The organism is Flexivirga sp. (assembly GCF_035551235.1).
GTDB lineage: Bacteria > Actinomycetota > Actinomycetes > Actinomycetales > Dermatophilaceae > Flexivirga.
In genome coordinates this window covers 84,284-104,414 of record NZ_DASZNO010000008.1, presented here as the reverse complement: position 1 = coordinate 104,414, position 20,131 = coordinate 84,284, and the positions used below count along the sequence as shown (strand labels likewise).

General features: G+C 68.7%; 17 protein-coding genes. 2 read left to right on the top strand and 15 right to left on the bottom strand.

All coding sequences use genetic code 11. The annotated features are described in order from the left end of the window. Positions 1 to 27: 27 nt before the first annotated feature. From VG502_RS01785 to arfA, 10 genes are all read right to left on the bottom strand, one after another. Positions 28 to 321, bottom strand: coding sequence for a hypothetical protein (locus tag VG502_RS01785; RefSeq protein WP_325548122.1), 294 nt, complete (start codon positions 319 to 321; stop codon positions 28 to 30). A 21-nt stretch (positions 322 to 342) separates the two neighbouring features. Next, positions 343 to 1,221, bottom strand: a complete 879-nt coding sequence (locus VG502_RS01780; RefSeq protein ID WP_325548120.1) for a hypothetical protein — start codon at positions 1,219 to 1,221, stop codon at positions 343 to 345. 4 nt (positions 1,222 to 1,225) lie between these two features. Then, positions 1,226 to 2,209 carry a ComEA family DNA-binding protein gene (locus VG502_RS01775; RefSeq protein ID WP_325548118.1) on the bottom strand — a complete coding sequence of 328 codons (984 nt, stop codon included), beginning with the start codon at positions 2,207 to 2,209 and terminating at the stop codon, positions 1,226 to 1,228. A 161-nt stretch (positions 2,210 to 2,370) separates the two neighbouring features. Further along, on the bottom strand, positions 2,371 to 3,267 hold the full coding sequence (locus tag VG502_RS01770) for a DegV family protein (protein WP_325548116.1): 897 nt from the start codon (positions 3,265 to 3,267) through the stop codon (positions 2,371 to 2,373). Between the two features lie 4 nt (positions 3,268 to 3,271). Continuing rightward, positions 3,272 to 6,130: a leucine--tRNA ligase gene (gene leuS / locus VG502_RS01765; RefSeq protein ID WP_325548114.1), complete on the bottom strand. Its 2,859-nt coding sequence runs from the start codon at positions 6,128 to 6,130 to the stop codon at positions 3,272 to 3,274. A 272-nt stretch (positions 6,131 to 6,402) separates the two neighbouring features. Continuing rightward, a complete protein-coding gene (gene rpsT / locus VG502_RS01760; protein ID WP_325548112.1) occupies positions 6,403 to 6,669 on the bottom strand; it encodes a 30S ribosomal protein S20 in 267 nt (88 codons plus the stop codon). Positions 6,670 to 6,863: 194 nt separating this feature from the next. Next, positions 6,864 to 7,820 carry a DNA polymerase III subunit delta gene (gene holA / locus VG502_RS01755; RefSeq protein ID WP_325548111.1) on the bottom strand — a complete coding sequence of 319 codons (957 nt, stop codon included), beginning with the start codon at positions 7,818 to 7,820 and terminating at the stop codon, positions 6,864 to 6,866. Between the two features lie 100 nt (positions 7,821 to 7,920). After that, positions 7,921 to 8,226, bottom strand: a complete 306-nt coding sequence (arfC, locus tag VG502_RS01750) for a channel accessory protein ArfC (protein ID WP_325548109.1) — start codon at positions 8,224 to 8,226, stop codon at positions 7,921 to 7,923. Further along, the gene (gene arfB, locus VG502_RS01745) at positions 8,226 to 8,384 is read right to left on the bottom strand and encodes a channel accessory protein ArfB (RefSeq protein ID WP_325548107.1); all 159 of its coding nucleotides are present in this window, start codon (positions 8,382 to 8,384) and stop codon (positions 8,226 to 8,228) included. The genes arfC and arfB overlap by 1 nt, the downstream gene beginning before the upstream one ends. A 1-nt stretch (position 8,385) precedes the next feature. Next, complete coding sequence (gene arfA, locus VG502_RS01740) at positions 8,386 to 9,564, bottom strand: channel-forming protein ArfA/OmpATb (RefSeq protein ID WP_325548105.1); 1,179 nt, start codon at positions 9,562 to 9,564, stop codon at positions 8,386 to 8,388. A gap of 298 nt (positions 9,565 to 9,862) precedes the next feature. Here arfA and purU point away from each other — a divergent pair, with 298 nt between their 5' ends. After that, positions 9,863 to 10,714 (top strand): formyltetrahydrofolate deformylase, encoded by an 852-nt coding sequence (gene purU, locus VG502_RS01735; RefSeq protein ID WP_325548104.1) that lies wholly within the window; start codon positions 9,863 to 9,865, stop codon positions 10,712 to 10,714. Here purU and VG502_RS01730 read toward each other — a convergent pair. The 3 genes from VG502_RS01730 to VG502_RS01720 are packed head-to-tail and all read right to left on the bottom strand — an operon-like array spanning position 10,711 to position 13,702. After that, positions 10,711 to 11,544 (bottom strand): ABC transporter ATP-binding protein, encoded by an 834-nt coding sequence (locus tag VG502_RS01730; RefSeq protein WP_325548102.1) that lies wholly within the window; start codon positions 11,542 to 11,544, stop codon positions 10,711 to 10,713. The genes purU and VG502_RS01730 overlap by 4 nt on opposite strands. After that, positions 11,541 to 12,641, bottom strand: a complete 1,101-nt coding sequence (locus tag VG502_RS01725) for a FecCD family ABC transporter permease (protein WP_325548100.1) — start codon at positions 12,639 to 12,641, stop codon at positions 11,541 to 11,543. The genes VG502_RS01730 and VG502_RS01725 overlap by 4 nt, the downstream gene beginning before the upstream one ends. Beyond that, complete coding sequence (locus VG502_RS01720; protein WP_325548098.1) at positions 12,638 to 13,702, bottom strand: FecCD family ABC transporter permease; 1,065 nt, start codon at positions 13,700 to 13,702, stop codon at positions 12,638 to 12,640. The genes VG502_RS01725 and VG502_RS01720 overlap by 4 nt, the downstream gene beginning before the upstream one ends. 176 nt (positions 13,703 to 13,878) lie before the next feature. Between VG502_RS01720 and VG502_RS01715 the strand changes: the two genes are divergently transcribed. Next, positions 13,879 to 14,946 carry an iron-siderophore ABC transporter substrate-binding protein gene (locus tag VG502_RS01715; RefSeq protein ID WP_325548097.1) on the top strand — a complete coding sequence of 356 codons (1,068 nt, stop codon included), beginning with the start codon at positions 13,879 to 13,881 and terminating at the stop codon, positions 14,944 to 14,946. Position 14,947: 1 nt separating this feature from the next. On the opposite strand, the gene VG502_RS01710 is transcribed toward VG502_RS01715, so the two are convergent. After that, positions 14,948 to 17,263 (bottom strand): ATP-dependent DNA helicase, encoded by a 2,316-nt coding sequence (locus VG502_RS01710; RefSeq protein WP_325548095.1) that lies wholly within the window; start codon positions 17,261 to 17,263, stop codon positions 14,948 to 14,950. 190 nt (positions 17,264 to 17,453) lie between these two features. Continuing rightward, positions 17,454 to 20,126 (bottom strand): MGH1-like glycoside hydrolase domain-containing protein, encoded by a 2,673-nt coding sequence (locus VG502_RS01705; protein WP_325548093.1) that lies wholly within the window; start codon positions 20,124 to 20,126, stop codon positions 17,454 to 17,456. Between the last annotated feature and the right edge of the window lie 5 nt (positions 20,127 to 20,131).

Here is a 20,131-nt window from a genome sequence, read left to right as displayed (position 1 = left end):
TCGTGTCCCACTTCTCCGGCTCCACGATCACCCCTGCAAGCAGCGCGCGATCCGGTCGAGCGCACCCGGCACCAACGCCCACTCGTAGGTCACCCGGCCCTCAGCCAACCGCTCGCCCTCGATGATGCCGACGTCCTCGAGCATGCGGAGCTCGTCGTGCCGGGACGGCAAGTCGGCGGTGAGCTTCGGCCCGTCGAGCAGCAGCTGCAGCGTTTCGAGCCGCGACCGGGTGCCGAGGACGTGCAGGATCGACGCCAACGCGGTGAAGTCTTTGGCGCGCGACAGCGGCACGGTCAGATTGGCGGCGATGGGTCGAACCATGCCCGAATTATCACCCGTCCATCACAACCATGTAACAGAATCGTTCGTCCCCGATACGGCATTCAGATGCGTCATGCCGGTCGCGCGCATGTCGTCATTGAGCTGGGCAGGCAGCCGCGAGGTGTCGCCCATCACCAGGGCCGGCACCAGGCCGCGGGGGTCGGTCGGCAGGCCCTCCGTGGCCGCCCGCGTGTCGCGCCGGACCTCCTCGACAGCATCGAAGAGCGGACCCGCGCCAGCGATGACCCGCGGTGGCCCGCGTGCCGTCAGCACGGCTTCCACGTCATCGCCGCGTTCCGCGGGCTGCAGTCGCCCGGTGATCGCAACACGCTCGTGCCAATGGACGGCCAGCCACCGCTCGTCGCCGAGCACGAGCACCGGTGTGTTGGGCGTGCTGAGCATGCCGCGGCCGACGATCTGGCGCACCGAGAGCTTCGCGATCACCAGACTCCGGTGGCCGCCGAGCCCGGCACCCACCGGCCGTGGGTCGGAGGTCACCACGGCTTCGAGCCGGACGATCGCCCGCCTCGCAGCCAGTTGGTCGACCGTGCCGGCCTGGCGTGTCATGAGATGTCCGGCGGTCCCGGCGCAGACGAGCGCGACAGCCGCCCCCGCGAGCGCCACTGTCTCCAGCATTCTGCGGCGGCGTCCGGGCACCTCCGCGGGTCGGCGTCGAAGCACGATCACAGCCGAGCAGAACGCGCCGGCCGCGGCGAGGCACACGCTGACCCCGGCCGGCAGCCGGAGTGCGACGAGCGTGACCGGCCAGGCGACCGCGGCAGCGGTGAACAGCCGAAGATCCAGCGAGCGCGACCGACCGGTGACGGGTTCGGGCACGCTCCGGAGCCGCTCGAGCACGGGCTGGATGACGGCCGCGCCGACTGCCCGCAGAGCACGCACCTCCTCAGCCGACCGTCACCAGCGGAAGCAGCTGCGCCAACGTCTTGTCGCCGATGCCACTGACCTCGCCGAGCTCGTCCACGGTGCTGAACCGACCGTTGTCCGCGCGCCATTGCAGGATGCGTTGAGCCATCACCGGCCCCACTCCGGGCAGACCCTCGAGGGTTGCCTGGTCGGCCGTGTTGAGATTGACGATGCTGCCGGTCGTGCTCCCGGCACTGCTCCCGGCCGCGCCACCCGTCGCCGACGCCGCCCCCGCGGCGCCGCCCGGCGGCGGTGCCGGCTGCTCGCCGGGCTTGGGGACGTGGATCTGCTCACCATCGGCCACGACTCGCGCCAGGTTGATCGCCGACAGGTCGGCGCCGGGCAACGCACCACCGGCCGCGGCGACCGCGTCCTGGACCCTTGACCCGCTCTTGACGTGCACCACGCCGGGTTTGCGCACCTGTCCCACGACCTGGACGACCAGGGTGGTGGGAGTCGCGCTCGATGAGGGGCCCGTGGCACCGAACCCCTGCCGCGCGGTCGAGGGCCCCGACGCCGGCGCCGACGCGGCGCGTGTGGAGGAGACCGCGCTCGCCGAACTGACCGGGTGCGGCTGCGCGGCCGCCCGCGCCCACAGCACCCGCCCGCCGAAGACCAGTGCCGCGACCGACACCAGGATCAGCGCACCGATCACGGCGAGTCTGCTCGGCGCGACCTGCGCACCGATGAGCGGCTCGGGTGGCCGAAGCAACGGCTCGCGCGGGCGCAGCTCCTCACCGGTCACCCCGGCGGCATGCCGACCCCCACGCCGAGCCTGCTCGGTGCGTTCGACCCGACGCGTCGCGGCGACCCGGCGCGGCAGGTCGGCGACCCGGGACCGCGGCTCGTCGACCACGGAGTCCTCGCTCGGCACCCAGCCCGGTGCGCGACGCACCGCCTCCAGCTCCTCCAGCACCGCCGCCAACCGATCGGGTGTGGCGTCCTCCGCACGCGACCTCCCCATCAGCTCACTCCCCAGCTCGCCGTGGTTGTTGCGAATTGACTGTCATGGGTGGAACTGTAAGTACGACAACGCAGTTCGCGCTCGAGCCAGGCGACTGACCTGTGGACAAACCGGCGTCCGCGCGGGGATGTGGACAACCCGCTGACCAGCCGTGGTTCCGGTCAGTCGGATGACCCCACGATGCGGGTCCGGCCGGACAGTCGCGGAGTCACGACCGCCGCCAGCGTGCCGGGGCCGACATGGGCGCCGACAGCCGCGCCGAGTTCGACGAGCAGCAGCCGGCGTGCCCTCGGCAGCTCGGCGGCCAGTTGTTCCACCAGGGTCTCGGCGCGCTCGCGCGAATCAAGGTGGTGCACGGCCACGTCCACCCCCTCGACGTCGTCGCGCTTCTCCAGTTCCTCGACCGCGTCAACCGTATGTTTCACGAGCCGGGCAAGTGCCTTGCCGGTGGTGCGCACGCGTTCCAGCGGCTCGATGTGCCCGTCGCGCACGGTCAGCAGCGGTTTGATGGCCAGCGCGGATCCCATCAGCGCGGAGGCACGACCGATACGTCCACCGCGGCGCAGATGCTCGAGGGTGTCGACGTAGAAGACGGTCGTGGACGCTCCGGTATGACGCCGCGCCGCGTCGGCGACCACTGTCGCATCAGCTCCGGACGCGGCGGCCTCCGCGGCCGCGATGACGCCGAAACCCATTGCCATGCCGATGGTTTCACTGTCTATCACGGTGACCGGGATCGGCGCGTCGCGCGCCGCCAGTTGTGCCGAGGACAGCGTCGCCGACATCTGCGAGGACACGTGCACCGACACGATCGAGTCGTGGCCGGCAGCCGCGAGTGCGGCATACACCTGGCTGAAGAGCGCCGGCGACGGCCGCGAGGTCGACACCGGCACGAAGTCGCGCAGCGCCTGCGCGACCTCCTCCGCGGAGACGCCGCGCCCCTCGTCATACGACACGCCACCGATCGCGAGCCGCATCGGCACGACCGAGATGCCGTTGGCCGCGGCCACCCCCGACGGCAGATACGCCGTCGAGTCGGTCACGACTGCCACAGACACGGAGTCAGCCAACGACCAAGTTGACGAGCTTGGGAGCGCGCACGATCACCTTGCGAATCTGCTTGTCCCCCACCGCTGCTGCGATCTTCTCGCTGGCACGGGCCAGCGACTCCAGGTCGGCGTCGGAGATGTCCGGCGACACCTCCAGGCGGTCGCGGACCTTGCCCTGGATCTGCACGACGCAGGTGACCGTCTCGTCGACCAGCAGGGACTCGTCGGCGGCCGGGAAGTCCTCGTGCGCCAGCGATGACTCGTGACCCAACCGGGACCACAGCTCCTCGGCGATGTGTGGTGCGACCGGTGCGGTCATCAAGACCAGGGGCTCGATGACCGTCCGTGGTGCGGGGCCATCCGCCGAAGCCTTGGTCAACGCGTTGTTCAACTCGATCAGCTTGGCGATCGCGGTGTTGAACTGCAGCGCCTCGTAGTCCTTGCCGACGCCGTCGGCCGTCTTGGCCAGCAGGCGCTGCAGATCCTGCGATGGCTCGGAGTCCGATACCCGCAGCTCGCCGGTCTCCTCATCGATCACGTTGCGCCACAGGCGTTGCAGGAAGCGCTGGGCACCGACAACGGCGCGGGTCTCCCACACACGGGACTGGTCCAGCGGGCCCATCGACATCTCGTAGACGCGGAACGTGTCCGCGCCGAAGGTCGCACACATCTCGTCCGGCGTGACGACGTTCTTCAGGGACTTGCCCATCTTGCCGAACTCGCGAGTGACCGGCTGGCCCTGCCAGGTGAAGGTCGTGGTGTCACCACTGACCTGCTCCTCCACCTCCGCGGCGGGGACGGGCTGGCCGCGATGGTCACGGTAGGCGAACGCCTGCACGTAGCCCTGGTTGAAGAGGCGGCGGAACGGCTCCTCGGAACTGACGTAGCCCAGGTCGAACAACACCTTGTGCCAGAAACGCGAGTAGAGCAGGTGCAACACCGCGTGCTCGACACCTCCGACGTACAGGTCGACGCCACCGGTGTCGCCGGCCCGACCGTTCGGCCCCATCCAGTAGCGCTCACAGTCGGCATCGACGAAGCGTTCCTTGTTGGACGGGTCCGTGTAACGGATCTCGTACCAGCATGAGCCGGCCCAGTTGGGCATGGTGTTGGTCTCGCGACGATAGGTCTTGGGACCGTCGCCCAGGTCGAGCTCGACCTCCACCCATTCCTCGGCGCGAGACAGCGGGGACTCGGGCATGGAGTCCGCGTCGTCGGGCGCGTAGGTCTTCGGTGAGTAGTCCGCCACCTCGGGCAGTTCGACGGGCAGCATCGACTCGGGCAGCGGATGTGCGACGCCGTCCTCGTCGTAGACGATCGGGAACGGCTCGCCCCAGTACCGCTGCCGGCTGAACAGCCAGTCGCGCAGCTTGTAGGTGATGGTCCCGCGCCCGGCGCCGTGCTGCTCCAGGAAATCGATCACGATCTGTTTTGCGTCGTCGATCTCCTTGCCGTCCAACGAGATTCGGTCGTTGGTGGAGTTGATCTTCGCGCCCGGACCGGTGTATGCCGTGTCCTCGTCGTGGCCCTCCGCGGGCTGCACGGTGCGCAGATACGGCAACTCGTACTTCTTGGCGAAGTCCCAGTCGCGCGGGTCCTCGGCAGGCACGGCCATGACTGCTCCGGTGCCGTAGCCCATCAGCACGTAATCGGCGATGAAGACCGGGATGCGTTCTCCGGACACGGGATTGGTCGCGAAGGCGCCGGTGAAGACTCCGGTCTTGGCCTTGGCATCCTCGGTCTGGCGCTCGAGCTCGGACTTGCGGGACGCGGCCCTCCGGTATGCCGATACCGCCTCCGCCGGGCCGGCCGCGCCGCCCGTCCACGCGTCCTGCGTGCCTTCCGGCCAGGCATCGGCGGTCACGATGTCCACCAGCGGGTGCTCCGGTGCCAGCACCATGAAGGTGGCGCCGAAGATCGTGTCGGGTCGGGTCGTGAAGACCTCGATCCGGTCTGTTGTGCCATCGACCTCGAACTCGACTGCGGCGCCTTGGGATCGGCCGATCCAGTTGCGCTGCATCGCCTTGACCGACTCCGGCCACTGCAGCCGGTCCAGGTCGTCGATCAGCCGGTCGGAGTAGGCGGTGATGCGCATCATCCATTGCGGCAGGTTGCGCTGGAAGACCGGCATGTCACCGCGTTCGGTCAGGCCCTCGTTCGTGACCTCTTCGTTGGCCACCACGGTGCCCAGGCCCGGCGCCCAGTTGACCGGCACTTCCTTCTTGTAGGCCAGTCGCCGGTTGTCGATCTCGTCGCGCCGCTCGGCAGCGGTCAGCTGCGACCAGGCGCGACCGTCCGAGGTCGGCACGTCGCCGGCTTCGAAGGCGGTCACCAGCTCGGCGATGGGCCGTGCCTTGGCGACGCGTTCGTCATACCAGGCGTTGTAGATCTGCAGGAAGATCCATTGGGTCCACTTGTAGAAGTCCGGGTCGATCGTCGCGAACGCCCGCCGCTTGTCGTGGGACAGGCCCAGCTGCCGCAGCTGCCGGGTGTAGGTCGTGATGTTGTCCTCAGTGGTCTTGCGCGGATGCTGGCCGGTCTGCACGGCATACTGCTCGGCCGGCAGCCCGAAGGCGTCAAAGCCCATCGTGTAGAGGACGTTCTTGCCGGTCATCCGCTGGTAGCGCGCGAAGACGTCGGTCGCGATGAAGCCGAGCGGGTGGCCGACGTGCAGCCCGGCACCACTCGGGTAGGGGAACATGTCCTGCAGGAAGTACTTCGGCCGGTCGCCGATGGCCGCCTCGTCCGCCCAGGGGCCGGCCGGGTTGGGGGCATGGAATGCGCCCTGCTCCTCCCAGCGGTCCTGCCAGGTGCGCTCGATGTCATTGGCCAGGGCAGCGGAATAGCGGTGTGCGGGTTGCTCGTCGTTCATGGTTCGTCCTTTGCGAGGGAGCAAGTGGCGTGCGCGTCGGACTCGCGCTGCGTGGTCCTTGAACCCAAGGAAAAGACCCCTCGTCGCAGGGAGGGGTCAGCCGCGTCGAAGTCCGCTTGCCGTCAACGCGGCTTGCTAAGAAGAAGCAACTGCCGCACGACAGACAGATTACCGCACCATGTCACCCACGCTGCGGTGGTCCGGTCAGGGAACGACGAAGGTCCGGGCCGTCCCTGCGGGACGGGCACCGGACCTCGTGTCGTTCGAGCCGATCAGGCGTCGAGCGAGTTGACTGCCTTGGCCAGCGCCGACTTCTTGTTGGCGGCCTGGTTCTTGTGGATGACACCCTTGCTCACGGCCTTGTCCAGCTTCTTGGACGCGGTCGCCAGCATCTCGGTGGCCTTGGCCTTGTCGCCGGCCTCGACGGCCGAGCGGGTGTGCCGGATCCAGGTACGGAGCTCCGACTTGTAGGCCCGGTTGCGCTCAGTGCGGATCGCGTTGGTCTTGATCCGCTTCATCTGCGACTTGATGTTTGCCACGTGTAGTACTTCCTTGGTCGAAACGATGTTGTTGTCAAGTGAGGGTTGACGGACGCGCCGACGGATGGGGCGTGGGGACACCCGGGCGATGTAGACGCGTCGTTTGCTGCTGCATGCGCGCACGACCAGAGCGCGCACGCAAGAATCAAAGTTACCAGCGGCGCGTCATTCCGCCCAAATCGGCCGTGATCTGGTCAGCCGTTGCGGGCGGCGGCGATGGTCATGATCGCGCGCTCGAGCGCGTAGACCGGGTCGCGGCCGCCACCCTTGACGTCGAAGTCCGCTGCCGCAACGGCCTGTATGGCGCTGCCCAGCCGGTTGCCGTCCCAGCCCTTGGCGTCACGGCGGGCGCGATCCACCTGCCAGGGCGCCATACCCAACTGTTTGGCGAGTGCGCCGGACGGTCCGCGACCGGCAGTCGCGACGCGCGCGATCTGCCGCAACTGGCTGGCCAGCACCGCGACGATCGGCACCGGGTCGAGGCCGGACGCGAGCGCATGGCGCACCAGCCGCAGCGCCTCGGGCAGGTTGCCGCTGATCGCAGCGTCTGCGACGCGGAAACCGGTGGCCTCGACCTTGCCGCCGTAGTAGCGCTGCACCACATCGGCGGTGACCATGCCGTCGGTGTCGTCGACCAGCTGCTTGCACGCCGATGCCAGCTCCCGAAGGTCCTTGCCGACCGCCTCGAGCAACGCACGCACCGCGTCCGGCGCCACCTTGCGACCGGCGGAACGGAATTCGTTCGTGACGAACGCCGACTTGTCACGGTCGCTCTTGATCGCGGGCGCCTCGATGATCCGGGCGCCGTTCTTCTTCAAGGCATCCAATGCCTTCTTGCCGCGCACCCCACCCTTGTGCGCGACGATCAGGGTCGCGTCGGGCGACCCGGCCGAGACCACGTCGACCAGGTCGGAGATCAGCTCCTCGCGACCTTCGTCGAGGTCCCGCACCAGCACGATCTTGCTGTCCCCGAAGAGGCTCGGGCTGGTGTGCAGCTGCAGGTCGCCGCTCTCATAACTGGCGGCTTCGATGCGCACCAGCTCGGCGTTCGGGTCGCTCTCGCGCACCAGTGCGATCGTGCTGGTGGCCGCGCGCTCGGCCAGAATCTGCTCCGGTCCGGTGATGAGCACCAGCGGCGGGACGTCCGTCATACCTGCACACCTTGCCACCCGGGGCCGACAGGTCGGTCGACGGGACCGACAAGGGCCGACGACCTCTCGCGAGGTCGCCGGCCCTTCGGTTTGGACAGTGTCAGCTGTCGAGGTCCTTCTCGTCCCTGCCCACGGCGCGCTTGGCGGCCGAGATGCCGGACTCACCGGCGTCGCCGGCCTTGTCCTTCAGGCCCTTCGCGCCGGCGGCTCCGGCTGCGCCGATGCCGGACGCCGTGGCGCCGAGGCCACCGGTCCGCTTCGATGCGCCCCGTCCGGAACCACTCGCGGCAGCTCCCGCCGGCACGCGCGCCGACACCTTCTGCACGAGCCAGAACCACGTCAGGATCAGGCCCAGCACGAAGCTGATGACGATCCAGATCCATTCCCTACCTGCGAGCCACCCCATCAGGACCGGCCTCCTTCAATGATCTGTGCACCGTCGACATCGTCGAAGGCGTTCTTCTTCAGCGGATACAGCAACCGCACGACGACCCAGGCCACGAGCGCACCCACGAGGAACGCGATCAGCAACCAGAACCATGTCTGTCCGAACAACCAAGCCATGTCAGCCTCCCTGGACCGTGATCTCGACGCGACGGTTGGCGGCCTTGCCTGCCGTCGTGTTGTTGGATGCGACCGGGTCGGCCTGTCCGAAGCCCTTCGCGGTCACGCTGCCGGCGTTCACGCCCTTGCCGACGAGGTACTTGCGGACCGCAGCAGCGCGGTTCTGGGACAGCGTCACGTTGCCGGACTTGGTTCCGGTGTTGTCGGTGTATCCAGCGACCTGCACCTTGACCCCGGCGTCCGCACCGGAGCACTTCTCCAGCGCCTTCGCGACCTTGTCGAGCGTCGCGAAGGACGAGGGGTTCAGCGTGGCCGACGCGTTCGCGAAGGTCGGCTGGTGACCCTTGAGGTAACCGGCCACCGTGGTGTTGACGCCGGAGCAGGCGTTCGCACCGGACACCGTCAGCTGGTTGTCGACGGTCGCCTTCGGGAAGGCCTTGGTCGCAGCCGCGCCCGCAGCCTTCTTGGCAGCGGCGTCCGCAGCCTTGCCGGTCAGCGTGACGTTGTCGCCGTCAACGGCGACCTTCTGGCCGTCGGCCAGCTTGCCGAGCGCCGTTCCGGCTGCCGTCACGGCGGCAGCGCTCGGTGCCTTCGCACCGGACTTCACCGTCACCTTGTCGATGACCTTCTTGGGTGCGACCGCCTTGGTCACGTCAGCGACGAGCTTCTTCTTCGTCGCCGCGTCCGGCACTGCGCCTTCTGCAAGCACCGAATTTCCTTGCGGGGCAAGCGAGAACGAGCCGTTGCCCGTGTCGGCCTTCGGCTTGGACTTGCCGGCAGCAGCCTTGTCGCCGCCGCCCTTCACGTCCGCGACACGCACGCCGTCGACGTTCTCGACGATCGCCTTGGCCTGCTTCGCGTCGGCGTTCGCCGGCAGCGTGACGGTGCCGTCACGGCCGGAGAAGTCGACCTTCGCGCCATTGACGCCCTTGTTCTGCAGCGCCTTCTCCGACGCCGACTTCAGGTCGTCCTGGATGCCCCCGCGGGTCACCAGGCCCGCGATCAGCGCGAGCAGGACGGGGACGGCGACAAGCGCGAGCCACCACCAGCCCCCGAGCCCGCGGCGTGCCCTGCGGGTCAGCGTCTCCTGTCCGGAATCGTTCGTGGTGCGGGACCCGGACGACGTACCGTCGCCCGTTCCGCCTGCAGCACGAGGCTGCTTATCGCCGGTGGAAGCCACAGCGATCTCCCTCTTTTCACATTGAATGGCACGAGGCGCCGCGCGCCCCGGATGTCATGTCTCGTGGCGACGAACCCGTCTCCACCGGTTCGTAACCGCGTGCCATCCTGTGGGTCGCCGCCGCGCATGTCGACCATCACGCGCCGGTCTTTTCACAAATTTTTACGATTCCTGAGACATCCATGACTTTCCACCCCTACAATCCGGCGCCCTGGGCCGAAATGTGAGACGAACAGCACACCGGCTCTCACTCCGGACACCCCGGCGGCGGCATCCGTCGCGGCTCTAAAGTTCGCGAATGAGCCAGAGCCAGTCCTACGTCTTCACCGCCTCGTGTTCCGACCGCCCCGGCATCATCGCGTCGATCAGCACCGAACTCGTCCGGCACGACGCGAACATCGACGAGTGCCAGCAGTTCGGCGACCCGCTGACCGGTCAGTTCTTCATCCGCGCCCGGGTGCACGGACGCGTCGACGAGGACACGCTGCGCGCGTCGCTCGCACCCGTCGCCGATCGATTCGGTATGACGTGGGGGCTCTTCCCCGCACAGCAGCCCACCAAGGCGCTGGTGCTGGTCTCCAAGCTCGGCCACTGCCTCAACGACCTGCTCTACCGCCAGCAGGTGGGATCACTGCCGATCGACATCGTCGCGGTCGGCTCCAACCACCTGAAGTTCCAGAAGCTGGTGTCGAGCCACGACATACCGTTCCACCACGTCCCCGTGGACCCGGCCCGCAAGGAGGACTCGGAGGCCCGCCTCGTCGAACTCATCGACCAGACCGGCGCCGACCTGGTGATCCTCGCCCGCTACATGCAGGTGCTCTCACCCCAGCTGTGCGAGCGCCTCGCCGGCCGGGCGATCAACATCCATCACTCGTTCCTGCCCAGCTTCCGCGGCGCACGTCCCTATCACCAGGCGCACGAGCGTGGCGTGAAACTCATCGGGGCCACCGCACACTACGTGACGCCCGACCTCGACGAAGGACCGATCATCGAGCAGGACGTGGAGCGCATCGACCACAGCTACTCCCCCGCGGACATGGTCGTCGCGGGGCGTGACGTCGAAGCGCAGGTCCTCGCGCGCGCCGTCACCTGGCATGCCGAGCACCGGGTCTTCCTCAACGGCTCCAGCACCGTCGTCCTCCGCTAGTCCTTCTTGCCGTGCGGGACCACCATCGGTATGCCGGTGCGGGGATCGGCGACGAGATCGGCCTGCAGGCCGAAGACGTCGTAGAGCAGCTCCGCGTCGACGACCTGCGCCGGATCCCCTTGCGCCACAACGCGACCGCGGTGCATGACGACAAGATGGTCACTGAACCGCACGGCGAGGTTGAGGTCGTGCAGCACCATCGCGACGGTGGCGCCGCGCTCGCGGTTGAGCCGGCATACGAGGTCGAGCACGTCCACCTGATGGGCCAGGTCGAGGTAGGTCGTCGGCTCGTCGAGCAGCACGAGATCGGTGTGCTGCGCGAGCGTCATCGCGATCCAGACGCGCTGCCGCTGGCCACCGGACAGCGCATCGACCGGCCGGTCGGCCAGCTCGAGGATGCCGGTCCAGCGCATCGCGTCGATGACGATGTCCTCATCACCGTGGGACCACTGCTGGAACCAGCGCTGGTGCGGGTGCCGCCCGCGTCCGACGAGGTCCCGCACCAGCAGCCCCTCGGGCGCGAGCGGGCTCTGCGGCAGCAGTGCCAGCGTGCACGCGAGCTGCTTGGCCGAGCGCGTGCCGATCGGGCTGCCGTCGAGCGTCACCTTGCCCGAGCTCGGTGACAGCAGACGCGAAAGCGTCCGCAGCAGAGTCGATTTGCCGCATCCGTTCGGGCCGATGATGGTGGTCACCTTGCCGTCCGGAATCTGCAACGAGACGTCGTGGACGACGGGCTCTTCGCCATACCCGACGGTGATGCCGTGGGCGACCAGTCGCGCGTCGGGCCCAGCCGCTGCATGCTCGAGGACGGCCGTGGAGGTCTGCGTCATGAGTCCTGCCTTTGCTTGCGGATCAACAAGTAGATGAAGTACGGCGCGCCGACCAGCGAGGTCACGACACCGGCGGCGAGACCGGTCAGCCACAGCCGGGTGATCACGTCGGCCCCCTGCACCAGGACGGCGCCCGCGAGCGCCGACGTGAGCAGCGGTGGCCGGGAGGTGCCCGCCAGCCGCCGGGCGATCTGCGGGCAGACGAACGCGACGAAGCCGATCGGGCCGACCGCCGACACGGCGACCGCGGCGAGCAACACCGCGCACAGCAGCGCGACGGCCTGGGCCCGCGAGGTGCGTATGCCGAGGGCGCGCGCCGTGTCGTCGCCGAGTTCGACGATGTTGAGGGTGCTACCCAGCCAGAGCGCGACGGGCGCCACCAGCACGATGACGACGAGCAGCCAGGTGACGTTGCTACCGGAGACCCCGGTCAGCGACCCGGACAGCCACACCTGCGCGGATGCCGCGGTCTGCAGTCGTGCCGAGACCAGTAACCACGACGTGCACGCGGTCAGTGCCGCGGCGATCCCGATGCCCACCAGCACGAGCCGGCGGCCGTCGAGCCCATGGCGCCACCCGGCGGCATACAGCAGCCCGGCGGCGATCAGTGCGCCACAGAACGCGGCGAGCGGCAGCGCGAGGTCAGCCGAAACACCTGACGGGACACCGGAACCCGCGGTCGCGAAGAGCACGATGTAGCCCACTGCGCCGGCTGCCGCACCGGCGTTGACGCCGATGACATCAGGGCTGGCGAGCGGGTTGCGCGCGATCGTCTGGATGAGCGCGCCGGACAGACCGAGGGCGAGGCCGGCAAGGAGTGCGACGGCCGCTTCCGGCAGGCGCACGTCCCGCACGATGAAGGAATTGACGCCCGACGAGTCACCCAGCAGTGCACGGATGACGTCGATGAAGGGGATCTTCAGGTCGCCGTACGACAGGTTGACGACGAGCAGCACCGACACCGCAACTCCGGCGAGCGCCGCACAGATCGTCGCCCGCGGGTGCACCCGCCACGAGGTGCGGCCGATGCGCAGCGCGGGACGGAGCCGGGCCGGTGTCGCCGGTGTCGCCGTTGTCGAACCCACAGTCGAACTCACAGTTGCACCAACCGGGCGCGGCGGACGAGGAGCACGAAGGCCGGACCACCGACCAGGGCCATCACGATCCCGACCTGAACCTCGGCGCCTCCCGCCATGACGCGGCCGAGGATGTCGGCGAGGGTGAGCACGAGCGCGCCGATCAGCCCCGAGTACGGGACCACCCAGCGGTAGTCGGGACCGCAGCAGAAGCGCGCGACGTGCGGCGCCACCAGGCCGAGGAAGCCGATCGGACCACACGCAGCGACCGCGCCACCGGTGAGCAGCATGACGGCGCAGATGCCGAGGAACTTGTGCAACCCGGGCCGCACGCCCAGTGCGCGGGCGGCATCGTCACCGAGTTGCAGGAGGTTGATGGCCGGCGTGCAGATCACGGTCAGGACCATTCCGAGCGCGATGAACGGCAGCACCTGCCAGCAGACCTCGAGGCCACGGCCGCTTGCCGAACCCACCACCCAGAACCGGTATTGGTCCAGCGTCGAGACGTTCGAGGTGATGATCGAGGTGATGATCGCAGAAGCGAGCGCGCTGACCGCGGCGCCGGCGAGGACGAGGGTCAACGGGGACGGTCCGCCACGGACGGCGCTGATCGCGAAGACCAGCCACGCGGTCAGGCCGGCGCCCAGCAGCGCGAACCAGGCGTATGCCGCGGGCGACCCGATGTGCAGCCAGAAGATCGCGAGCACGACGGCGAGCGACGCACCCTCGGAGACGCCGAGCAGGCCGGGATCGGCGAGCGGGTTGCGCGACTGGCCCTGCATGAGGGCGCCCGAGACACCCAGCGCGACGCCGACGACCAGCAGCAGGAGAGTCCTCGGCAGCCTCAGGTTGTGGATGATCGCCGACGCCTGTGAGCTGTCCGAGTCGAACAGCACGTGCAGGGTGCGCGCCGGGCTGATGCCGACGTTGCCGATCATCAGGCTGAGCACGCCGCAGACGAGAACACCTGCGACCAGCAGGCCGACGATCAGCCACGAGCCGGTGCGCGCCGAAGTCTTCTTCGTTGAATTCGCCTGTGCAACAGGCGAATTCGCCGTGTCGCTCTTCTCCAGGGTCGTCACGAAAGCTCCGTCGGCGGCGGTCCGCGACCCGTGCGGCCGCAGCTGTCTCAGTAGGAAGGTTAGCCTTACCAAAGGCATCTGGCGAACCGGGGGGCTCGAGTGGAACCGCTCGACCCGGTCATGTTTAGGTAGGTAAGCCTTACCAACCTTCTCATCACATCATCGCCAGGAGAACCATGCAACCGTCTCGTCGTCTTGTCCTCGCCAGCAGCGGCGCACTCGGCCTCAGTGCCTTCCTCGCGGCCTGTGGCAGCAGCTCCGGCGGGTCCGCGTCGCAGAGCCCGGCCGCGTCCGGCGGTGCGGCGGGCGGCAAGTCCTTCCCCGTCACGGTCGAGCACAAGTACGGGTCCGCCACGATCAAGTCGGCCCCCAAGCGCGTCGTGTGCGTCGGGCTGCTCGAACAGGACTCCGTCCTGGCGCTCGGTGTCGTGCCGGTCGGGGTGACCTCGTGGCTCGGAGCGGCCAAGGGTGAGATCTACCCGTGGGCCAAGGACAAGCTCGGTGACTCCCCACTGCCGAAGGTCCTGGACAGCAAGAAGATCAACGTCGAGGAGATCGCCGCGCTCCGGCCGGATCTGATCCTCGCGATCTACTCCGACCTCAAGCAGGCGGATTACGACAAGTTGTCGAAGCTGGCGCCGACGATCGCCGCTCCCAAGGGGTATGTCGACTGGGGCACCCCCTGGGACAAGACCGCGCAGCTCATCGCGGACGCCCTCGGCAAGCACGCCGAGGGCGTGGCGCTGGTCAAGAGCGTCAAGGACGATCTCGCGGCCGCCAGGAAGGCCCATCCGCAGTTCGTCGGCAAGACCGCCGTCGTGGCAACGCCATACGAGGGCGCCTACATCTACGGGCCGTCCGACATCCGCTCGCAGATCCAGCACGCGCTCGGCTTCACCTTCCCGGCGAAGTTCAAGGACATCGGCGGCAAGACGTTCGGCGGCTCGATCAGCGCCGAGCGCACCAAGGAGATCGACTTCGACGTCGTGGTGTGGCTGGACAGCCCGGCGAACGTGAAGTCCAAGCTCGGTGGGCTCTACGAGCAGACGAAGGCCTACAAGGAGGGCCGCACGATCTACGTGCCGAGCGCGATCGGCGACAGCAAGAAGGTCAGCACCTACTCCTCGGCGTTCAGCATGGTGACGCCGCTGTCGATCCCGTGGGTTCTCAAGCGCTACGTGCCGCAGCTCGCCGCTGCTGTCGACGGCAAGAAGTCGACGAAGGTGCGCATCATCAACGAGTGACTCAGCCGATCCGTAACTGCACCAACCGGTTTCGCACGTCCTCCAGCGGCCGGTCGAGGTGGTCGGCGAGCTCCTCCGGCTCGAGCCCGAGGTCGATGCCGTCGCGCAGCTCTTCGTCGTCCTCGGCGTTCCAGCCGCCGGCCGCGGGCGCCGCCTCGGCGACCGGCGCCTGCTCGGCGACCGGCGCCCGCTCGGTCACCGGTTCCTGCTCGACGACCTGCTCGGTGACCGCGAGCTGCGGTGTCTCGGCGGGGAGCGTCTCGGTCTCGACGTCGGGGTGCGGCGCCAGCTCGGTCGGGACGTCGTGCGCGGCGTCGACGGTGGTCTCCTCTGCCTCGGCGGCGGCGCGCTCGACCTCCTCGACGTCGGTCGCGGCCGGCCGGTCCACGGCCGTCTCGTCGAGCCGCTTGAGGGCCTTCAGCACCAGGGCGCGATCGGTCGTGGGCCAGAACGGCGGCAGCGACTTCTGCAGGAACCCCGCATAGCGCGCAGTGATCATGCGGGTGTCGAGGAAGGCCACGACACCGCGGTCGGCACTGCTGCGCACCAGTCGCCCGGCGCCCTGGGAGAGGCGCAGCGCGGCGTGGGTCGCCGACACCGACATGAAGCCGTTGCCACCGCGCCGCGCGATCTCCTGCGACCGCGCGGACGCCAGGGGGTCGTCCGGCCGCGGGAATGGGATGCGGTCGATGATCACCAGCTGGCAGGACGGGCCGGGCACGTCGACGCCCTGCCACAGGGTCAGGGTGCCGAACAGGCAGGTCCGCGGGTCAGCGGCGAATTGCCCCACGAGAGTGCGGATCTGGTCATCCCCCTGGCACAGCACGGGTATGTCGTCGCCGAATCGGGTGCGCATCTCCTCGGCAGCCGCGCGAGCCGCACGCGTCGAGGAGAAGAGACCGAGTGTGCGGCCGCCCGCGGCCCGCACGAGGGTCTCGATCTCGTCCATGGCCTGGGTCGACATGCCGTCGCGCCCCGGCGGCGGGAGCTGGGAGGCGACATACGCGATCGCCTGCCGGGGGTAGTCGAAGGGCGAGCCGACGTCGAGACCCTTCCACTGTGGGCCGCCCTCGCCGCGCAGTCCGAGGGTGCCGGCGACGGAGTCGAAGGACCCGCCGAGCTCCAGCGTCGCGGACGTCATGATCACCGTACGGTCGCCGAAGACCTTGTCCCGCAACAGCATTGCGACACTCATCGGTGCCACGCGCAGGATCGCGCCACGTCGCTGGTCCTGCGACACCCAGACGACGTCGAGCTCGCGCCCCTCGAGGATGCGGTCGCAGTTGTCGAAGATCTCGTCGATCGCGGCACGGGCGACCTGCCGGGACGCGTCGTTGTCCGCGGGTGAGGCGGGCTTCAGCTCGCTCTGCACCGAGCGGGCGGCATCGCGCACGCGGGTCAGCGCCAGCGCCAGGTTGTCGGGTATGCCGAGCAGGCGTCCCTCCTGGACGCCGTTGAGCAGCTCCTGCAGGAGCTCCCCCGCCTCGCGCATGGTCGACGCGTCCGCCATACGGCCACAGCGGCGGGCCGCCGTCGCGATCATCCCGCCGGTGACCTCGTCGGTGATCGTAGAGGTGACCCGGTCGACGAGCTCGTGCGCCTCGTCGACGACCAGCAGATCGTGCTCGGGCAGCATCTGCCGGCCCTCGAAGGAGTCGATCGCCATGAAGCTGTGGTTGGTGACGACGACGTCGACGTCCTTCGCGGCGGCACGCGACCGCTCGACGAAGCACTCCTGCACCATCGGGCACTTCGAACCGAGGCACTCCTCGGCCGAGACCGACACCTGTCGCCAGGCGCGCTCACTGACGCCGGGGACGAGTTCGTCGCGTTCGCCGGAGTCGGTCTCCTGCGCCCACTCGCGCAACCGGACGACCTCCTCGCCGATCCGGCCGGCGGCCCGGTCGACCTCTCCGACGTCGAGCAGTGAGTCCTCGTCGTCGGGGTATCCGCCTTCGATCTTGTGCAGGCACAGGTAGTTTCGTCGCCCCTTGACCAGTCCGTAGGTCGGGCGGCGGCCCAGGATCGGAGCCAGGGCGTCGGCTATCCGCGGTAGATCGCGGTCGACGATCTGCGCCTGCAGGGCCAGTGTCGCGGTCGCCACGATGGCCGGCTGCCCCGTCTCGACGGCATGCCGGATCGCGGGCACCAGGTAGGCCAGCGACTTGCCGGTGCCGGTGCCGGCCTGCACCAGCAGGTGGGTGCCACTGCGCGCCGCCTGGTCGACGGCCCGCGCCATCTTCCGCTGGCCGGGGCGATCGGTGCCACCGACTCCTCCGACCGCAGCTTCCATCAGGGCATCGAGGTCGGCAGGCATCCTCACAGGGTATGCGGTCGGCTTTCGCCGTGGTCGTCGTCCACCGGTCGACCCGCGCGCCGCCCTTTCTTACCGAGAGGAGTACCGAACAACCGAGCGGAGTACGGATTCGGCCCGATTTCGTACTCCCCTCGGTCAAGTGGTGCTCCTCTCGGTCATGAACCGGTCGCGACGATCAGGGAGACGGGCACTACTGGGGTTCGGGGCCGCGGCAGATGAAGTAGGCGACCAGCGCGGTCCAGCCGGTCTGGTGGGTGGCGCCCAGACCGGAGCCGTCGTCGCCGTGGAAGTACTCGCTGAAGGTCGGGTGCGGATCCCACAGTGGGCCGCTGGGATACCACTTCGGGGTGCCGGGGCGCCGACCTTCCGCATCCGGCCGGAACAACGTCACCAGCCGGTCCATCAGGTCGGCGGTGATCTCGTCGAGACTGCGCTGCTGCCCGGAGCCGGTCGGATGCTCCACCCGCAGGTCGGGATACGCCTCGGCATACGTCGCGAGCGCATCGACCAGTAGGAAGTTGATCGGGAACCAGACGGGACCGCGCCAGTTGGAGTTGCCGCCGAAGAGCGCACTGTCGGACTCGGCCGGCGTGTAGCCCACGGTGAAGTCGGCGCCGTCGACGTCGACCGTCAACGGCGTGCGGTATGCCGCGGAGAGCGAGCGTATGCCGTGCGGTGACAGGAATTCGTCCTCGGCGAGCAGCCGCGCGAGCAACTGCTCGCGGCGTTCCACCGGCACCAGCGACATGGTGATGCGGGTGTCGTCGTGGTGCTCGTGGTGTGCCAGGACGTCGGCCAGCCCGGTGTCCCGGCGCTCCAGCCAGTGCACCTCGCTGAGCAGGTCGGGTATCTGCCGGGCGATGACGGGGTGCACGGATTCGACTGCAACCAAAGGCAACAGCCCCACCAGAGAGCGCACCGGCAGCCGCTCGGCGCTGCCGTCGGGACGCACCAGGGCGTCGTAGTAGAAGCCGTCCTGCTCGTCCCACAGGGAGATGCCGGTGCTGCCGAAGTCGTCCATCGCGCGGGCCAGCCGCAGGAAGTACTCGAAGAACGTGCGGACCGAGGCACTCCAGCTGCGGTCGTGCCGGGCGAGCTCGACGCCGATCCGCAGCATCGAGAGCGAGTAGAACGCCATCCAGCTGGTGGCGTCCGACTGCTCCAGGCGCATGCCGTCCGGCAGCGGCTTCGACCGGTCGAACGGGCCGATGTTGTCCATGCCGAGGAAGCCGCCCTCGAAGAGGTAGGAGTCGTCGGCGTCCTTGCGGTTGACCCACCACGAGAAGTTCATCAGCAGCTTGCTGTAGACCCGGGCGAGGAACTCCCGATCCGGTTCTCCTGCGACATCTGCCGCAAGCGAATACACCTGCCAGGCCGCCCAGGCGTGGACGGGCGGGTTGACGTCGTTGAAGTTCCACTCGTAGGCCGGCAACTGGCCGTTCGGGTGTTGCGCCCACTCGCGGACCATCAGGTCGACCTGCTCCTTGGCGAATGCCGGATCGATCAGCGCCAGCGGGACGGTGTGGAAGGCCAGGTCCCAGGAGGCGAACCACGGGTACTCCCATTCGTCCGGCATCGAGATGACGTCGGCCAGGTCGAGGTGCGACCAGCCGGCATTGCGTGCACCCGCGGTGCGGCGCTGTGGCGGTGGCGGCGGGCCGGCCGGGTCACCCTCGAGCCACTCACCGATCGCGTAGCGGTAGAGCTGCTTGCCCCACAACAGGCCGGCGAACGCGCGCCGCGCGATCAACGCGTCCTCCTCGCTCGCCGTCTCCGGTATGACGCCTCGGTAGAACTCGTCCGCCTCGGCAGCGCGGGCCCGCTGGATCTGCTCGAAATCGGCGAAGCCGCCCGCCGAGGTGGTGTCGACGGGTGCGGAAGCGTGGTCGCTGCCGGCCGCGACCGCACGCAGTCGCAGGCGCACCGTGCGGGTCTCCCCCGGCGCCATACCGCGCAATTGCCACCAGAAGCCGACCTTCGTGCCGTGGTCGGTGCGCACGGCGGCCTCATCGGCGTGCACGATCGCGCGGTCCAGGCCGTTCTTCGGGCAGTCGGTCCGCGGCTCGACTCCCCACAGGCCGGCATCATCGGTCTCGTTGTCGCAGAAGAGGATTCGCGGGTCGCCATCGGCTTCCAGCTCGTAGCTGCCGAGCCAGGCATGCTGCAGGTGAACCGTGCCGTCGGTCAGCGTCATCGACGGGGTGCGGTCGTCGCGGCCGTATGCCCAGGTGTTGCGGAACCACGCCTGCGGGATCAGGTGCAGGTCGCTCGCCTCGGGACCGTGGTTGGTCACATCGATCCGCATCAGCAGGTCGGTCGGGTTCGCCTTGGCGTGGGTGACCGCGACGTCGAAGAACCGGTCCTCGGCCAGCACACCGGTGTCCGTCAGCTCGAACTCCGGGTCGTTGCGGGTGCGCGCGGCATTGGCGGCGACGAGTTCGTCATACGGGAAGGCGGCCTGGGGGTAGCGGTAGAGCCACGACGCCCAGGAGTGCGTCGGCGTGGCGTCGGTCGGCCACCAGACCTCCTTGACGTCCTCGCCGTGGTTGCCCTGCGCGTTGGTCAGGCCGAAGAAGCGTTCCTTGAGGCGGTCGTCCCTGCCGTTCCACAGCGCGATGCCGAGGTTGAGGAAGCCGAAGCTGTCGCAGACCGCCGCCATACCGTCCTCACCCCAGCGGTACGCGCGACGGTGCGCTTGGTCGAAAGGTAAGTAGTCCCAGGCATTTCCGTCCGCCGAGTAGTCCTCGCGGACAGTGCCCCACTGGCGTGCCGAGACGTAGGGTCCCCACAATCGCCAGGGATCATCGGCGCCGGGTGAGGCTGCGATGCGGTCGTGTTCAGAGCCGACTGCTGGTGACGTCACGACAC